Origin of the sequence: Escherichia sp. MOD1-EC6475, from assembly GCF_003046645.1 — a bacterium.
Lineage (GTDB): Bacteria > Pseudomonadota > Gammaproteobacteria > Enterobacterales > Enterobacteriaceae > Escherichia > Escherichia ruysiae.
On sequence record NZ_PZKQ01000003.1, the window covers coordinates 77,317 to 93,783 of the forward strand.

12 protein-coding genes and 1 pseudogene are annotated in these 16,467 nt (G+C 51.0%); 4 read left to right on the top strand and 9 right to left on the bottom strand.

Annotation, left to right across the window (positions count from 1 at the left end):
* Window positions 1–4 precede the first annotated feature (4 nt).
* Entirely contained in the window at window positions 5–736 is a 732-nt protein-coding gene (gene yehW / locus A7589_RS00945; protein WP_000700016.1) for a glycine betaine ABC transporter permease YehW, read from the top strand.
* Here yehW and A7589_RS00950 read toward each other — a convergent pair.
* On the bottom strand, window positions 717–824 hold the full coding sequence (locus A7589_RS00950) for a protein YohO (protein WP_001216965.1): 108 nt from the start codon (window positions 822–824) through the stop codon (window positions 717–719). The two genes, yehW and A7589_RS00950, sit on opposite strands and share 20 nt — an antisense overlap.
* A gap of 59 nt (window positions 825–883) precedes the next feature.
* A complete protein-coding gene (gene mlrA, locus A7589_RS00955) occupies window positions 884–1,615 on the bottom strand; it encodes an HTH-type transcriptional regulator MlrA (RefSeq protein WP_108188688.1) in 732 nt (243 codons plus the stop codon).
* Window positions 1,616–1,836: 221 nt separating this feature from the next.
* On the opposite strand from mlrA, the gene btsS reads away from it, so the two are divergent.
* Genes btsS through A7589_RS00970 form a run of 3 tightly spaced genes read left to right on the top strand, consistent with a single transcriptional unit; the run spans window position 1,837 to window position 4,755 of the window.
* Window positions 1,837–3,522: a two-component regulatory system sensor histidine kinase BtsS gene (btsS, locus tag A7589_RS00960; protein WP_105282580.1), complete on the top strand. Its 1,686-nt coding sequence runs from the start codon at window positions 1,837–1,839 to the stop codon at window positions 3,520–3,522.
* On the top strand, window positions 3,519–4,238 hold the full coding sequence (gene btsR, locus A7589_RS00965; RefSeq protein ID WP_108188689.1) for a two-component system response regulator BtsR: 720 nt from the start codon (window positions 3,519–3,521) through the stop codon (window positions 4,236–4,238). The genes btsS and btsR overlap by 4 nt, the downstream gene beginning before the upstream one ends.
* Before the next feature lie 46 nt (window positions 4,239–4,284).
* The gene (locus A7589_RS00970; RefSeq protein WP_010354036.1) at window positions 4,285–4,755 is read left to right on the top strand and encodes a YehS family protein; all 471 of its coding nucleotides are present in this window, start codon (window positions 4,285–4,287) and stop codon (window positions 4,753–4,755) included.
* Window positions 4,756–4,797: 42 nt separating this feature from the next.
* Here A7589_RS00970 and A7589_RS00975 read toward each other — a convergent pair whose 3' ends face one another.
* From A7589_RS00975 to yehI, 7 genes and pseudogenes are all read right to left on the bottom strand, one after another.
* Window positions 4,798–5,259 (bottom strand): YehR family lipoprotein, encoded by a 462-nt coding sequence (locus A7589_RS00975; RefSeq protein ID WP_010354037.1) that lies wholly within the window; start codon window positions 5,257–5,259, stop codon window positions 4,798–4,800.
* 106 nt (window positions 5,260–5,365) lie between these two features.
* Window positions 5,366–7,384 (bottom strand): zinc finger protein YehQ, encoded by a 2,019-nt coding sequence (gene yehQ / locus A7589_RS00980; protein ID WP_000992625.1) that lies wholly within the window; start codon window positions 7,382–7,384, stop codon window positions 5,366–5,368.
* Window positions 7,381–8,517, bottom strand: a complete 1,137-nt coding sequence (locus tag A7589_RS00985; RefSeq protein WP_001292791.1) for a VWA domain-containing protein — start codon at window positions 8,515–8,517, stop codon at window positions 7,381–7,383. Before A7589_RS00985 ends, yehQ begins: the two co-directional genes overlap by 4 nt.
* Window positions 8,510–10,789, bottom strand: a complete 2,280-nt coding sequence (locus A7589_RS00990; RefSeq protein WP_001294349.1) for a DUF5682 family protein — start codon at window positions 10,787–10,789, stop codon at window positions 8,510–8,512. Before A7589_RS00990 ends, A7589_RS00985 begins: the two co-directional genes overlap by 8 nt.
* 10 nt (window positions 10,790–10,799) lie before the next feature.
* Complete coding sequence (locus tag A7589_RS00995) at window positions 10,800–11,888, bottom strand: ATP-binding protein (protein WP_010354040.1); 1,089 nt, start codon at window positions 11,886–11,888, stop codon at window positions 10,800–10,802.
* Window positions 11,889–12,462: 574 nt separating this feature from the next.
* The gene (locus tag A7589_RS01000) at window positions 12,463–12,783 is read right to left on the bottom strand and encodes a hypothetical protein (protein WP_000636978.1); all 321 of its coding nucleotides are present in this window, start codon (window positions 12,781–12,783) and stop codon (window positions 12,463–12,465) included.
* 52 nt (window positions 12,784–12,835) lie between these two features.
* Window positions 12,836–16,467 (bottom strand): annotated as a pseudogene (gene yehI, locus A7589_RS01005) (DUF4132 domain-containing protein YehI).

Here is a 16,467-nt window from a genome sequence, read left to right on the forward strand (position 1 = left end):
GCGTATGAAAATAATGCGCGATCCGCTGTTCTGGCTCATTGCTCTGTTTGTGGGACTGATTTTCTGGCTACCCTATAGCCAGCCACTGTTTGGTGCTTTATTTCCGCAATTACCTCGGCCTGTTTATCAGCAGGAAAGCTTTGCTGCCCTGGCGCTGGCTCATTTCTCGTTGGTGGGGATCTCAAGTTTGTTTGCCGTGATCATTGGTACTGGTGCTGGAATTGCTGTCACTCGCCCGTGGGGCGCGGAGTTTCGCCCGATGGTAGAAACCATTGCCGCCGTTGGGCAGACTTTTCCGCCTGTCGCTGTGCTGGCGATTGCTGTTCCGGTGATGGGGTTTGGTCAGCAACCGGCGATTATTGCCTTGATCCTTTACGGCGTGCTACCGATCTTACAGGCAACACTTGCCGGACTGGGAGCGATTGATGCCAGCGTGACAGACGTTGCCAAAGGGATGGGAATGAGCCGGGGTCAGCGATTACGTAAAGTGGAGTTACCGTTGGCAGCGCCAGTGATTCTGGCCGGCGTGCGGACTTCAGTAATTATCAACATTGGTACGGCGACCATTGCCTCAACAGTAGGAGCCAGCACGCTGGGAACGCCGATCATCATCGGACTTAGCGGATTTAACACTGCTTATGTGATTCAGGGGGCGTTGCTGGTGGCACTGGCGGCGATCATCGTAGACCGCCTGTTTGAACGACTGGTGCAGCGACTCAGCCAGCACGCAGAATAAAGGTATAACCTGCGAGCATGACGCCACCGATACCGCCTAACGCCATCAACAGGAACAGGGTGATAACCCCAATTTTCGCTATGCGCATAATGCACTCCTTATGTTAACGAAAGGATTGTACAGTAAAGCGCATTTGTTAACGAATCATTAAATGCCGAGTGGGAAAATATCATTGCCTTGTTCCTGCCAGCTGGTGAGTTGCTGCTGCTGGGCGGGAGACTGGTTTTCACCGCACCACACTAATAGCGTGCGGCCTTCAAACAGTTCCGGGCGTAGTTGATTGAGCGAGTGGGCGAGGACATCAATGCGCCATCCTTGTTGACTGGCAATCCATCCTTCCAGCCACAGACGCGTGGTATCCTGAATATTCCAGCCAACCACCAGCGCATCTTTGCCCTGTTTTTTACGTGCTGAGGCCAGACAAATGGCGATGTAGTTGATCAGTACACCGTCGAGGATCGCCAGTAACGCCTGGAGAGTTGGTTGCTGACACTGAAGACGTCGGCGCAGAGGAATGAACAGATGTGTGGTGAGCGTCTGGGCGGGGTAATCCTGACCACGCTCTTTGATCCACATTCGCAGACTTTGTAGATTGCCACTTTGCAGGTAATTAAGCAGAGTTTCTTGCTGATCGCGCCAGCCGTTTTGCACATCAACATTCTCATTACTGAGTAGCATTTTAACTTTGCTGACCTGCACGCCGTTATCGATCCAGCGTTTGATCTCGCGGATCCGGTCGATATCGGCATCGTTGAACAGGCGATGTCCGCCGTCTGTGCGCTGCGGTTTCAATAATCCGTAACGCCTCTGCCACGCGCGTAACGTGACAGGATTGATATCACAAAGCAACGCCACTTCACCAATTGTGTAAAGCGCCATCCTACCACCCATGCTCGCGAGGTCCCGGTTTAACTTTAGACGCAGATTTGCGAACCAGGTAGTTTTGTCCGTTTTTAGTTCATCGTTAGGGTGATTTTATTTTTGCCAGGCGATTTTGAGTGATCGTACTCACGAATTCTCATTTTTCTGCAAGAGTTCAAAGAAAGTTAAACGCAGGCAATGTATGTTACGCGTTTTAAAGGGAAGTGTGGTTTGCGGGTATGTACGATTTTAATCTGGTGTTGCTGCTGCTTCAGCAGATGTGCGTTTTTTTAGTCATTGCATGGTTAATGAGTAAAACGCCATTATTCATACCGTTAATGCAGGTCACGGTTCGTTTGCCGCATAAATTTCTCTGCTACATCGTTTTTTCCATCTTCTGCATCATGGGCACCTGGTTCGGGTTGCATATCGACGATTCGATTGCTAATACGCGGGCGATTGGCGCGGTGATGGGAGGCTTACTCGGCGGCCCGGTGGTGGGCGGTCTGGTTGGTCTGACCGGCGGGTTACATCGATACTCAATGGGGGGGATGACCGCGCTAAGTTGCATGATCTCGACTATCGTCGAAGGGTTGCTCGGTGGCCTGGTACACAGCATCCTGATCCGACGCGGGCGCACTGATAAAGTTTTTAACCCCATTACCGCTGGTGCCGTCACGTTCGTTGCTGAAATGGTGCAAATGTTGATCATCCTGGCGATCGCCCGACCTTATGAAGATGCGGTGCGTCTGGTGAGTAATATTGCTGCGCCAATGATGGTCACCAATACCGTCGGCGCGGCGCTGTTTATGCGTATATTGCTTGATAAACGCGCGATGTTTGAAAAATACACTTCGGCTTTTTCCGCCACAGCGTTGAAAGTCGCAGCCTCGACGGAAGGCATTTTGCGCCAGGGCTTTAACGAAGTGAACAGCATGAAAGTGGCACAGGTGCTATATCAGGAACTGGATATTGGTGCTGTAGCCATTACCGATCGCGAGAAATTGCTGGCCTTTACCGGGATCGGTGACGACCATCATTTGCCAGGCAAACCGATTTCCTCGACCTACACCTTAAAAGCGATTGAAACCGGCGAAGTGGTCTACGCCGATGGCAACGAAGTGCCTTACCGTTGCTCTTTGCATCCGCAATGCAAACTGGGGTCGACGCTGGTGATTCCATTGCGTGGCGAAAATCAACGGGTGATGGGCACCATCAAATTGTATGAAGCGAAAAACCGTTTGTTCAGCTCAATCAACCGCACGCTGGGGGAGGGGATTGCGCAGTTGCTTTCGGCGCAGATCCTCGCCGGGCAATATGAGCGGCAAAAAGCCATGCTCACCCAGTCAGAAATTAAACTGCTTCACGCCCAGGTGAATCCCCATTTCCTGTTCAATGCGCTTAACACCATTAAAGCCGTTATCCGCCGCGACAGCGAACAGGCCAGCCAGCTGGTGCAGTATCTTTCTACTTTTTTCCGCAAAAACTTAAAGCGGCCTTCGGAGTTTGTTACTCTCGCCGACGAGATTGAACATGTGAATGCTTATCTGCAAATTGAAAAGGCGCGCTTCCAGTCGCGATTGCAGGTCAACATTTCTATTCCAGAGGAGTTATCCTGGCAGCAGTTGCCCGCGTTTACCCTGCAACCAATAGTGGAAAACGCTATTAAACATGGAACATCACAACTCCTGGATACAGGGCGAGTGGCAATTAGCGCAAGGCGTGAAGGGCAACATTTAATGCTGGAGATCGAAGACAATGCCGGTTTGTATCAACCGGCAACCAATACCAGCGGGCTGGGGATGAATCTGGTGGATAAGCGTTTACGTGAGCGTTTTGGCGATGACTATGGGATAAGCGTCGCCTGTGAGCCTGATAGTTACACCCGAATAACGTTACGACTGCCATGGAGGGACGAGGCATGATTAAAGTCTTAATTGTCGATGATGAACCGTTAGCACGGGAGAACCTGCGCGTATTTTTGCAAGAACAGAGCGATATTGAAATTGTCGGCGAGTGCTCAAACGCCGTGGAAGGGATCGGCGCGGTGCATAAACTGCGCCCGGACGTGCTGTTTCTCGACATCCAGATGCCGCGCATCAGCGGTCTGGAAATGGTGGGGATGCTCGACCCGGAACATCGTCCGTATATCGTTTTTCTCACCGCGTTTGACGAATACGCCATTAAAGCCTTTGAAGAACATGCCTTTGATTATCTCCTGAAGCCAATTGATGAAGCGCGACTGGCAAAAACGCTGGCGCGTTTGCGTCAGGAGCGGAGCAAGCAGGATGTTTCGCTGTTACCGGAAAATCAGCAGGCGCTGAAATTTATTCCTTGTACGGGGCATAGTCGGATTTATTTGCTGCAAATGAAAGATGTGGCGTTTGTCAGCAGTCGGATGAGCGGTGTTTATGTCACCAGTCACGAAGGGAAAGAAGGTTTTACCGAACTGACTTTGCGCACCCTGGAGAGTCGTACACCGCTACTGCGTTGTCATCGTCAGTATCTGGTTAACCTCACGCATTTGCAGGAGATTCGCCTGGAAGATAATGGCCAGGCCGAGTTGATTTTACGTAATGGTTTAACCGTGCCGGTCAGCCGCCGTTATCTGAAAAGCTTAAAAGAGGCGATTGGCCTTTAAAAGACTGCTAAAATGGCTTTTTGCCTCATCAACACCTGAAGGCCTCATGCTAAGTAACGATATTCTGCGCAGCGTGCGCTACATTTTAAAAGCCAATAATAACGACCTGGTGCGCATTCTGGCGCTGGGCAATGTCGAAGCCACTGCCGAACAGATTGCCATCTGGTTGCGTAAAGAAGATGAAGAAGGTTTTCAACGTTGTCCGGACATTATTTTGTCCTCATTCCTGAATGGCCTGATTTACGAAAAACGCGGCAGGGATGAATCTGCACCGGCACTGGAGCCGGAACGTCGTATTAATAACAATATTGTGCTGAAAAAATTGCGCATCGCGTTTTCACTGAAAACCGATGACATTCTGGCGATCCTCACCGAACAGCAGTTCCGCGTTTCTATGCCGGAAATTACTGCGATGATGCGTGCGCCGGAGCATAAAAACTTCCGCGAATGCGGCGATCAATTCTTGCGTTATTTTCTGCGTGGACTGGCGGCGCGCCAGCATGTGAAGAAAAACTAAGACAGGTCTGGAGGCCATGCAGAGAGCATGGCCTCCAGCAGATTATTTCACTTCTTTAAAGCCAGCGGCTTTCATCACCAGTTCCATTTGCGCCATAGTGATGCCTTTTTTGGCATCGTCAGCAGAAATGTTAATGCCGGAAATACCCTGCAGGGCTTTAAAATCAACTTTTTCCATATCGATAGTCACGTTTTCCTGCGCGTAAGTATCAGTAAAGGTTAATTTTTCTTCAACGCCAGTAATGTTTTTATATTTTGCACTTAACGGCTCAAGCTTTTTAGCCGCCTCTTCTTTGTTAGCTGCACCGATGGTTGCAAACTGAATTTTGGTTTCTGAAGATTGCTTAAGCACCTTGTCGCCTTTGTAGACATAGGTAATGGCAATTTCAGTACCGTTCAGATTGGCACTAAATTTCTTTGATTCTTCTTTATCACCACAGCCAGCGAGAGAGAAAACCAGAACAGATGCAACAACGAGGGAAAACAGTTTGTTGAAAGCCTTCATGTAAAACTCCATTTTATCAAGATCAGAAAACTGGTGACTCTCACCAGGGCGCTATAGAATATTCTTTATACCTCGTCTTGAGCAGTCCGGAAATGGAGTAGATCTCTTAATAAAAAGCATTTTTTCCTCCTTGTTGCTCAAGCATCAGTAACAACTGTTCGCAGAGTAAAACACAGTTATTCAATACTTCTGCCAGTGTCTCGCCTTCCGAATTGCGTAATTGCTTCAACACATGCGCCAGCCGATAAAAACCTACTACGGTGAGTTCGTTCGCCAGCAAATCAGCCTGACTAATGGCGCTCTGTTGCTGATAGCGCCAGCCGTTATGGAGCAGTTGAATAAGCAACGCCTGGCAGCGCATCAGCACTTGATGATCGGTGGACGGTACAGGAAGAACTCTGGCGGAAGGTAGCGGTGCCACAGGCGCAGTTTCTGCATCCAGCGCCCAGGCGCGAGTTTGCGTCATCATTACCCGTGGCTCCAGCGTCAATTGCCCCTCAACAAAACTGACAAAACCAGAAACCAGACACACAGGATCATCCTGCTGTTGTAAAAGGGACGCCATACGTTCAACTGCAAAGGGCGCACTGGTTGAAGCTGGCAGTGATAACGTCAGCACGTTATCTTCGCCTTCGCCACTGATTACCTGCGCATCCAGCGTCTGGCGGCTGCTATCCCAGCCAAGAGAAAGACATTCCGCCACCGGCAGAATAAATAAATTATCCACCTGGTTAAGAGGTCGTATGCAGGCTGGTGGACGCTGGCATAGGTATTCCCGCAGAGCCACAATGCCTGGCTGGCGTAACGGTGCCCCCAGCATTTGCCAGGCATCAGGTGACAGTGGCACAACGCTACTTAAGCGGTTGCGCGTACCTAATAACAGTTCGCCTTCGGCGCTCCGACGTGCAGCTTGTGAAACAATTTGCCCACCCGCCAGCGCGGCAGCCTGAAAGGTAAACAGCCGACGTGTAGCTGCAGGCGCCTTTTCTTGTTCACTTCTCGACCAACTGCGTGACAGATGCAAAATACTGCCAGTGTCGGGGTCGCTAAACCAGATCCGTAAACCATACTGTTGGAAGTCCTGCCAGCAACGCATACCTAACGATACCAGCCGCAGATGATCAAGCTTTGCTTCTCCGGCAATGCCTGCACCAACGACCGTGCGCCAGGGCATGGGCGGGACTTCACTAACACCGTCGCGTCGTGCCATCTCTTGTGCACAGTTCAATCGACTGTTTAATGCCGCAAGCTGATGTAAGCATTCTCCGGCATGATAGTGACTGGCGCGGGCGTGGGAGGCATCAATACTGGCGCGCAGTTGCCGTAGCGATTCACTCACCCATCGCCAGTTGCAGCGTTCCGCCGCTTGCTGTGCGCGGCTGAATGCTGCCTCGTAGTGGAGTAACGGCTGGCTGATGCCGCCCAGCCATAATGCCTGGCTTAATTGTTGGACATATTGACGACATGCTTTGCCTTCGTCGCTGGCAAATGGATCGTCGTTCGAGGCGACGTGTTCGCTGCGCATCTGCCAGATTAAATGGGTAAATTCTGCCTGCTGCGTTTTGGCCTGGGCAAATGCCTGCACTGCCAGTACTACGTGTTCGCACAGCGTTCCTTCAATGCAATCACAACGGGCGAAACGAATGCTGCTGCGGGAATAAAAACGCACATCGCTCATCGGTAAGCGGGCAGAGGGAATTTCGCCTGGCGCGCAGAACAGTTCAATGGTGATACCTTTGGCGACCAGGGATTGAGCGCGTTTGTGCGTGGCAGTGGGCAGGGTAGTCAGTTCTTCCAGCCAGATTGCCGGATTCCATTCCTCTTCTTTTTCCGTGGGCTGAGAGGTAGCACAAAGTCGCTGATAACTTAACACCAGCATCACGCGATGGCGGCACATACCGATAGCTCCGCAGCTACACTGAGCCTCCTTCAGCGCCTGACCGCCTGCCAGTTGGCTGCGTGTACCGTCACTAAATGTGGCGATCAGCGTGCCGTTTTCATGGCTGATTTGCGGGATATTGCCATTTTCCAGCTCCTTAAGGCTGCGCTTAACAAAACCAGCATTGCTTAACGCCGTCAGGGCTTGTGGCGTCAGTTCTAATAATTCCGGGTGTAGTGCATTCATGACTGAAGATTCTCCGCCAGCCATGACGCCAGTTCGCCCGGCGTCATGGCAGCAATTTGTGCACCGACATTAACCAGCGCCTGGGCCATATCACGGTCATAACAGGGCGTTGCTGTGCTATCGAGCGCCGTCAGTCCCAGCACTTTGATGCCGCTTTGAACACATTGTTTCACCTGGTGGATGAGTGATGATGATGATCCTCCCTCATAAAAATCGCTCACCAGAATAATTACACTTTTACCCGGCTGTTCAATAAGTTGACGGGCATACTCCATCGCACTGGCGATGTGCGTTCCGCCGCCTAACTGTACTTTCATTAATAACTCCACCGGATCGGCAACGTCTGCCGTGAGATCGACCACGCTGGTGTCAAAAGCGACCAGATGTGTGCGGATACCGGGTAGTTGCCATAGACAGGCCGCCATCACTGCCGAGTGGATCACCGAATCCACCATTGATCCACTTTGATCAACCAGTAAAACCAGTTGCCATTGTTCGCTATGGCGCTTAATTCGGCTGTTAAAGCGGGGCGATTCGATATACAACTTGCCGTGTTGCGGATGCCAGTGTTGCAGGTTGGCGCGCAGAGTACTTTTGAAATCGAAATTACGCGCCAGGGGAATATGCGAGCGGCGTCGACGGTCACGTACACCAGAAAAAGCCTGACGAACTTCCTTCGCCAGTCGCGCCATAATTTCTTCCACCACCTGGCACACTATCCGGCGAGCGGCGGCCAGCACGTCCGGATTCATCAAATGTTTAGTGTGCAAAACGGCGCGTAACAGGCTTTCAGAGGGCTGCATACGTTCCAGCACCTCAAGATTTGTCACCACATCTTCAATGCCGTAGCGCAGCACCGCGTCACTTTCCAGCCGCTCAATGACCTGTTGCGGAAAGAGCGTATGAATACTATTGATCCATTCTGGCGTGGTGAGATTTGAGCTACCTAATCCACCGGATCGTTCACCACGCTGGATACGTTCGGGATCGCGCCCATACAGCCACTCCAGCGCGTGGTCTATCTGCCGGGCATTGCCATCCAGAGCACCAAGGGTAGTTTCTGCCGCTTCGCCAAGAATCAATCGCCAGCGTTGTAGCTCACGGGTAGTCAGAAGATCGTTCAGTTCAGACATGGAAAACTCCCCAGTGTTGCAGCGATGCCAGTGCCTGCTGTTCGAGTTGTTGATGATGTGCAATAGCTTGCGGTGGGCAATGCAACGGCATTTGCAGCGCCGAAACAGGAAGTTGCGCCAGTTGATAATGTTCAAGCACCTGATGCGCCAGCGTCCCGCGTTCTCGTGGTGGTAGCCAGGCCATCGCCGCGCGCAAATCGGGCAGGGCGTTAATAAAATCGGCGTCACTCAGTTGATTTAAATGACGGCTGAAACCGGCGATAAATGCAGGCTGACAGGCCAGTTGATGACGGGCCAGCGCCAGCAAACCGTGCAGAGCTTCGCCTGACTGTGCCGGAGACAATTGCGTTAGCATCGTCAGCGCCGCTTCGGCACTGGCGTTGGAATGTTCCAGACGCATCAGTGCGCCAAGAGCCGCGCCGCGATCCAGCGCCGTTGCATGAGTGCTCTGGCTGCGGCGTTCCAGTAATGCCAGAGCGGCGGAAAGCGAGACGCCCGGCAGTTGAATGCCGCTATGAAGATCGCGCAGGATATGACACAACGCTCGCCAGCTATGCAAATGGGTGTGAAATTCTTTTTCGTCCGGTCTGCCGTTGGATTCACATAGCCATAGCGTGCGATCGATGGCCGCACATAACGTTGCTTGTAATATCTGTGAGCCTTGCATACCGCTGATTTCATCCAGCCGCCACAAAGCGTAAAGCACCTCCAGCGCCTGGCCCATCTCAGCAAACTGATTTTCCTGGGCGATGAGCAACGCGAGTTGTTCCAGTAACAGCTCACTAAAGTTCGCCAGACCGGCCAATGCTGCCTGACTCAGACATGCAGTGATGCTGCTAATTCCTCCTGCATCCAGCATGTCTGCTTCTAATTTGTTACGTGCAGCTTCCTGAAGTGTGGCGCCAAAGCAGGCTGCTTCAATCAATGCGGCATGTTGGCTAAGTGGTTGAGTTAATTTCCACTGTTCTTCGCCGTTACCCGCAAGCGTCAGTGTACTTCCGTGTTGACGTGTGATGCCGGGGAGTTCGAGGATTGCCAGCCGATGCAGCACTTGACTTTGTGCCAGGCCGCCGGGGGTAAAGCGATTCAACGCCAGGTCGGATGGTAGGGTGATTTCGGTACGTTCCAGTTCGGACGTTACATCTTTTGGTAGAGGAGGTAGAGGCGTGGAAGGGGCAAGTTTGCCAAATCCATCTCCTGTCAGGACATCAATCAGCGTCAGCAAAATGGGATCGGTATCCGGGTGAATGACTCCGCGATAGCTCCACGGTAGCGGCGCGTTTAATGCTTCTTTGATAAGCGAGCCCGCTAATGCATCCAGCCAGTCAGTACGTAGCGGCAGAGTATGACCGCGCAGTTGTGCCAGAGCCATCGAATGCAGATGGGCGGCAGCCATATCGGCGGTGGAGGCTGGTAAGTGGTGCTGACGTAAACGGGTTAGAATCGTTTTAAGTAACAGCTCTCCGGCGCGTTGCAAACCAAATTTCCAGCACCAGTTTTGCCAGACCGGAGCTGGCATTCCTGAAAGGTATCCCGCCAGCACATCAAGACGTTTTTCACTGTATGGTGTGAGATAACAACCAGTAACAGCTTCTGGCAGTGATGGTAATTCTGGTTTTTGACTTTCCTGCAAGCATTCGCGCCATCTTTTTGCCAGCGCCGGGGCGTGCCAGCCGCCGCAGACGACTAACACATTGCCATTGTTTTGCCGCATAGCCCATGCAATCCAGCGAGCCATAAAGGTTTCACGCTGGCAGTTGAGAGCATCAGCAGGGGTTTCTCCCCGTAGTTGTTCAAAATAGTGAGCCAGTGATGATGGCAGCACAGCTTGCTGGCTTTCATCTTCGAACAGGTGATCCCACAGCGTGTCGCTGTTATCCATGCGGGTAGCGCGTAACAGTAAGGCCAGACCGCCATCAGCCGCAGCCGATTCATCGTCATCTTCTTCACTTTGCGCCCAGCAAGGCAAATCGATAAAGTACGTTTGCGCCTGAATGCGACGCGCAGCGTGCAATGCCTGCCACTCCGGGGAAAATTCGGCAAACGGGGTCCAGGCACCGCGCCCCGTGGCCTTACTGTCCTGATATTGAGAATAACTGTATATGGCAACAGGAAGCTGGTGGTCTAAAAACAATTCATCTACCCGGTCATTAAAATCGGCCGGACCTTCAATCAAAACGTATCGTGGTTGCTTACTTTCGATTAGCGATTTCACCAGCCGGGCACAGGCCGGGCTATGATGCCGGATGCCGACAATTAACGGCTCGCTCATACAACTTCCCTCACGGCAGACGGTGGCGAGCTTGATAATAAGCCTGCCAGTGAGCTTCTTTATACGTGGCAACACGCTGTTCAAAGTAACGGCGCAGCCGAGCGCGATCTTCTTCGTTATCTTTGACGATGGTGCCAGCAATACAGTCCACCAGATCGGCAGGCTCTCCCGCGCGATTCGCTAAAAACCAGGCGCGGACCCCCACGGCGTGTGCCACGTTAACGGCTTCAGCGGTAGACATAATGGCCGTCAGGGTATCCATTGACGTTTTCTTTTCGCCGTTGGCACGCAGATCGCGGAAGGTACGCACCAGTAATTCCAGTACCGCGTCAGGTACTTTGTGCGGAATGCCACTATGAGCCAGCAAACGCGCCGAAGCAGTGGCGACCAGTTCCAGTTCCTGGGCGAAATCCATAATCGGAAAGACGGTTTCAAAATCGAAGCGACGCTTTAGCGCCGCGCTCATTTCATTGACGCCGCGATCGCGGGTATTGGCGGTGGCAATAATGTTAAAGCCTGCACGGGCGTAGAGTTGACTTGCTTCACCGGTAAGTTCCGGAACCGTCATAACCCTGTCAGAAAGCATACCTAACAGACAGTCTTGTACTTCCAGCGGTGTACGCGTTATCTCTTCAAAACGGACGATTTTGCCATCACGCATCCCCTGGTAGAGCGGAGCCGGGACAAGAGCTTCTGTTGACGGACCGTGGTTGATTAGCAGAGCGTAGTTCCAGCCGTATTTGATTTGGTCTTCGGTGGTTGATGCGCCGCCCTGAATGGTTAAACCGGCATCGTCGCTAATGGCTGTTGCGAGCAATTCAGAAAGGAGGGATTTTGCCGTACCCGGCTCCCCAACCAGCATTAAACCGCGCCCGGTGGCAAGAGTCACTAACATGCGTTCGATAGCAGAAGGGCTGATTACGACTTTACGGCTGATGTTTTGCGTCTCATCGCCAAGAATAAAAGCACGGGCTGCAGGCAAACTTAACTGCCAGCCGGGAGGGCAGGGCACGCGATCATTTTTTTTTAATTTTGCCAGTTCATCGGCATATAACACAGCGGCAGGCGGACGCTGCAGATGATTATTCTGTGGTGACATATATTCATCCCTGAAATGTATTAGTGAAATAAACGATATTCTACGCGCAATAATTGTTTGGCGCATTAATTGTTTGAGTGGAAAATATCTGGAAAGTAGATCACAGGAAATAAAAAAACCTGCTGGTGAGGCAGGTTTTTTTATTTACGACTTTCAGGCTCTGAACCGCAGCCTGTGCAACATCGTGTTCCAACGAACGAATTATAACCATCCCCAGACCCTATTGCAATTCACTCAACGAGATTTATAATCCCGAACATTGGAACGCAAAACCGGATCGGACCAATTTCAAGTCCTGGCTGCCGGACGGATGGTGCTGCAGGCGGTGCCCTGATCCGGAGTGCAATATCGTGTTCCAACATACGTAAACCGGCATCGACAGGCAGCGTAAGGGTAAGGTGCTGGTGTTGCGCTCCTTAATAAGGAGAGCGAATGGACACGCTGACACGAAAGTTAACCGTGCTCATTGCTGTACTGGAGCTGTTAGTGGCTCTGTTACGGTTGATTGATTTGTTGAAGTAATTAGCAAATTGAAACGCATCTAAGGGGGAATACCTCTTCCCCCTTTAATAAATTATAATTCTATTTGTTGACTGAATATATTATGTAGTTCACGATTAAAAATTGCTATTACAGTTTCTGGTGATTCACCTCGTAATATTCGCTCATCAATAAATTCATCTCTTATATAAATCAAAGCATCATTTATTAGCGGATCGCTATCATCTCGATCAAATTGATTAAATGTTGGATGCAACCGGAAGCGTTCCAGTCGATAGACCGTTCCAGTAAATAATTGGGCATATTTATGTATTTCAAGTCGGAAGGTAAAGGGTTCTTCAGGATCAATGACCTGATAGTCGTAAATAGCGACCAGTTCACTTTGCACGATCATGGATTTTCTCAGTTGTCAGACAGTGGGCAGTTTTGTTACTACCCGCAGTGCGTTAGTGAAAAATGATGTCCGGCGTACTTAAGGCTTCACTCAAATCAAATACATCGAGTTCGGCAAAAGTGACAGATTGATTGTCGCGATACACTTTAAGAGAACTGAAACTCATCAACGCCTTGCTATCAACATTGTAGTGGTGAAAACCGGGTGAAAACTTAAGCACCAGACGATACTCACCTAAGCCATAGACAAATTCGTCTTCATACCCTGATGCCCAGCCCTTGTAACGCATCCCCATCAGTTGCCCAACGGTGGCTGACTTCCCCTGCCAGCGGTTCAGGCTATTGTTTGCTGCTTCATCTGGCGTGAGAAGTACCGTGCGTCGTGCCAGTTGACGAAATGGCGGAATAATCTCGTAATCGGCAAAAAGTTGTTCAAATTCACCACGTATTTCTGTTGGCATTTCTAACGGGTGCGCAATGCCAATCAGGCAATCTGGAGGTAGATCAATAACATCGTCCTGGGCATTACAGAATTCCCCTTCTGCCGCTACGCGAAATGCATTAAGTAAACGACGTGGTTCATTTGCCGGATAAATGCCCCATATCAGTCGCTGGGCAACCAGTCGGGTAAAAGGATGTTTAACAAACAGAGAGTAAAAATCTGCCAGTGACCAGCGTCGGGCGGTGCGCAGTGCCGATTCCAGACGCGGCAGTAGATCTTTGCTGATCTGAGTAGCGTCTTTTCTCAATCCTTTCAGGCGAGCCAGTGCTTCAGGCGCTTTAAGTTGATCGTCATCGGCTCGCAACCGGGGAACACTTTTCTGGCGCACGTTTTGCTGATCGTAGATAACCGGGGTGAGGTTTTCATCGAAACGAATGGTAAACTGTCGTGAACCAAAATCAAAAATTAACGCTAGTGGATCATCGAGACCCAGTGTTGGGACTAATCTGTCCGCTAACTCTTCCTGGCTTAGTCCGCGATTTTCTGCGACCACCTGAAGAAATTCCGCCGCGTTATCACGTAAGGGGCGCGATTTCGCTCGTTGCGAGATATGGTGCAGTTGTATTAGCGCCATATCATTATTCATCAGGGTAAGTATATTCAGGCCACTGACAGCCCGGGCAGATTTGCCTTCCTGCGGCCAGGCGAGGATCTGCGTTGTCAGATCCCGTGCCGTGCTTTCATCGCCAAAGAGACTTAACGCCAGAAATGCCCAGTTGTCTTTTGCGGGGGCGCCAGCTTGTTGCCAGGCGGTAAACAGATCCCAGGCAAAAGTGGTCAGCGTTTGCGCCTGGCAGAACGTTTTCAATTGTTCCAGTCCGCTATAAAAACACCCACCCTGGGTAAAGCGCAGCATTTCGCCAATAATTTCCAGAGCATCATCGGTAACAGGCTGATTATTATTGATAAGCCGTGGCCTGCGCCACATTGTCGGATGCCAGAAATCAGGGGCTTTCGGAATGCGCGGCGGGTAAATTTCCAGTGGGTTCTGGGTAAGCAATTGCTCCAGGGCAGGCCAAACATCAGCACGTTGCCAGCGGTTTGCCACGGTTTGCAGCAATTCACCATGTCCCTGCTCATACAGTAAACGCAGGGCAAGTAATGCGGCTTCGCGGTTGTCGCTGGGCTTGGTAAAGACGAGAGGAATAAGTGCGGTAGCCGTATGTTCCGGCCATTGTAAAATCCACTGACGTGCCAGATCACGCTGAGTGGCAAAACGGTGCCAGATGCGGGCGACGGGTAGCGCCAGTTCGGTTGTGCCGAAATTTAAAGTTAACGGAAATGTTTCTTTCGGACGATGTGAAAAAGCCAGCAACAAACCGGGTAATGCATCCAAACCGAGGATGCTGAGAAAATAGTCTTCACCCGCGAACAGATGTTTTTTCTCATTGATACGCAGCCAGAAAGCCACTGCCATCTCACGCGGAAGCTGTGCCAATAAATACAGATTCCAGACACTCTTTTCAGGACGATAACGCGAGTAGCTGTCATTTTCCCAGGTGTTAATTAACGCTTCAACGTCGCCGTTACGAAGCGCCTGTTCTGCTGATTTTGCTTCCGGAGAATACCAGCCATTGTTGATTTCCTCGACTCTGCCCTGGTAGTAATGCCACTGAACCACTAATGCTTTGCGCGCCGCATCCAGTTTGCCGGGCAGTATATAATTTCGGAACAGCCATACATCATCCCCAAAACCCAGCTCCTGTAGTACAACCCGACCACTTTTTCGTTCCATGCGTTCCGCAAGTGATTCCGTGCTGAAATAACGGGCAGGCTCTGTGGTGGCAAGCCTCTCTTGCTCGCCCGGTTGCCAGCGGGCTTTGGGCGCTAATTTGAGAGGCGCTAGATCAAGGCGCAGCAATGCCGTTTTTTTCTTACCTCGCCACGGTGGAGAAACAAGTATTTCTGGCGGGTCGTTGCTATAAGTACTCTCGAAAGCAGGTTTCGGCGGTGCCGATAAATAACTCTTCAGCACGGCCTGGGCTTGAGTGCTTAACCATGGACTTACGTCTTCTGCCAGTTGTGGCTGCGATGCCATCAACGTTTGTAACAGCGTGCGCCAGTATTCATCACGTGCTTTTTGCTGTGCAGGCAGCTTTTTGTCTTCGATGACTGGATAACCAGGGCGCGCAGGTGGTTCTTTTAACGCCAGCAGCTCAGCCAGTGCGGTGAGTGTCGAATGGGGGAAATTTTTACTGTATTTAGCCACGCGTTGCAGGCTGGGTTTGTTTTTATCAGCCACCAGTAACAAGATGCGGATGACCAGCGGGTGGTTTATTTGTACCAGCAGGCTGCCGCAGTCGTCTTTATGAGCATACATTGCCAGACGTGGCACGGCAGCTAACCCTTGTTCGCGCAAAAGGGCGGCACAGGCAGCGTAACCGAAGTGGTTTTCATGCGACATATAACTGGCTTCACGATAGCTAAATACGTCCTGGCTCCAGTATCGTTCGAGGCTTTTTACCGCCGTAGTATCAGTAGCAACGACCTTTAACCACTCCTTTGAGTAAACACTCGTTGATGGGTTTTCGAGGCTGGCAAGCTCATTCGCTATCTCTGGTTTTTCCGGAAGCAGCAGCGCAATAAAAGGGCGGCGAACTATGGGGATCTCTGGCAGTGCGGCAATGAGTTTGTCGGCACAATGCTGCCAGCAATTTTCCTCTGCCAGTGAAAGATGTTTACGCAGACGAAAATCGAAATTGCTAAAAGTCTCTGAGCGATAGCCATAGCCTGTATCTTCGTTCGGTGTCATTAAACACACTGCTGATGGATCAGCATGATAACTCTGTACAATGAACTGACGCGCTATCACCACATCCGTCGCATATTCCAGCCCATATTTTTGCACGATTTCATCAAGTAACTGCTGGCGATCATTTTTCTCGATACAGATCAGAGCCGCCATTGTAAAGGCTGGGATTGACGGTTTATGCTCGCCAATCAAATTAATTGCCTGCTGGATAGCGGATTGCCACTTCAGTGAACATTTATCATAATGCCAGGTGATATTTTTCTTCTTGCCTGCTTGTTGTAGTAATTCATCTCCCAATGTCTGAATGAGGCTTGCAGTAACAACGGGCACCGGTTCGCCCGGCCAGCGGCGATGGCTTAGCGGCGTTTTTCCCTTTTTGTGTTCAGTTCCAGTTGTGCGTTATCCGCCAGCCACGGTAATTCCTTGCTCAT

Excerpts from the sequence above, each read along its gene's own strand:
- yehW (WP_000700016.1), top strand. The coding sequence starts at position 5 with ATGAAAATAATGCGCGATCCGCTGTTCTGGCTCATTGCTCTGTTTGTG.
- A7589_RS00950 (WP_001216965.1), bottom strand. The coding sequence starts at position 824 with ATGCGCATAGCGAAAATTGGGGTTATCACCCTGTTCCTGTTGATGGCG.
- mlrA (WP_108188688.1), bottom strand. The coding sequence starts at position 1,615 with ATGGCGCTTTACACAATTGGTGAAGTGGCGTTGCTTTGTGATATCAAT.
- btsS (WP_105282580.1), top strand. The coding sequence starts at position 1,837 with ATGTACGATTTTAATCTGGTGTTGCTGCTGCTTCAGCAGATGTGCGTT.
- btsR (WP_108188689.1), top strand. The coding sequence starts at position 3,519 with ATGATTAAAGTCTTAATTGTCGATGATGAACCGTTAGCACGGGAGAAC.
- A7589_RS00970 (WP_010354036.1), top strand. The coding sequence starts at position 4,285 with ATGCTAAGTAACGATATTCTGCGCAGCGTGCGCTACATTTTAAAAGCC.
- A7589_RS00975 (WP_010354037.1), bottom strand. The coding sequence starts at position 5,259 with ATGAAGGCTTTCAACAAACTGTTTTCCCTCGTTGTTGCATCTGTTCTG.
- yehQ (WP_000992625.1), bottom strand. The coding sequence starts at position 7,384 with ATGAATGCACTACACCCGGAATTATTAGAACTGACGCCACAAGCCCTG.
- A7589_RS00985 (WP_001292791.1), bottom strand. The coding sequence starts at position 8,517 with ATGTCTGAACTGAACGATCTTCTGACTACCCGTGAGCTACAACGCTGG.
- A7589_RS00990 (WP_001294349.1), bottom strand. The coding sequence starts at position 10,789 with ATGAGCGAGCCGTTAATTGTCGGCATCCGGCATCATAGCCCGGCCTGT.
- A7589_RS00995 (WP_010354040.1), bottom strand. The coding sequence starts at position 11,888 with ATGTCACCACAGAATAATCATCTGCAGCGTCCGCCTGCCGCTGTGTTA.
- A7589_RS01000 (WP_000636978.1), bottom strand. The coding sequence starts at position 12,783 with ATGATCGTGCAAAGTGAACTGGTCGCTATTTACGACTATCAGGTCATT.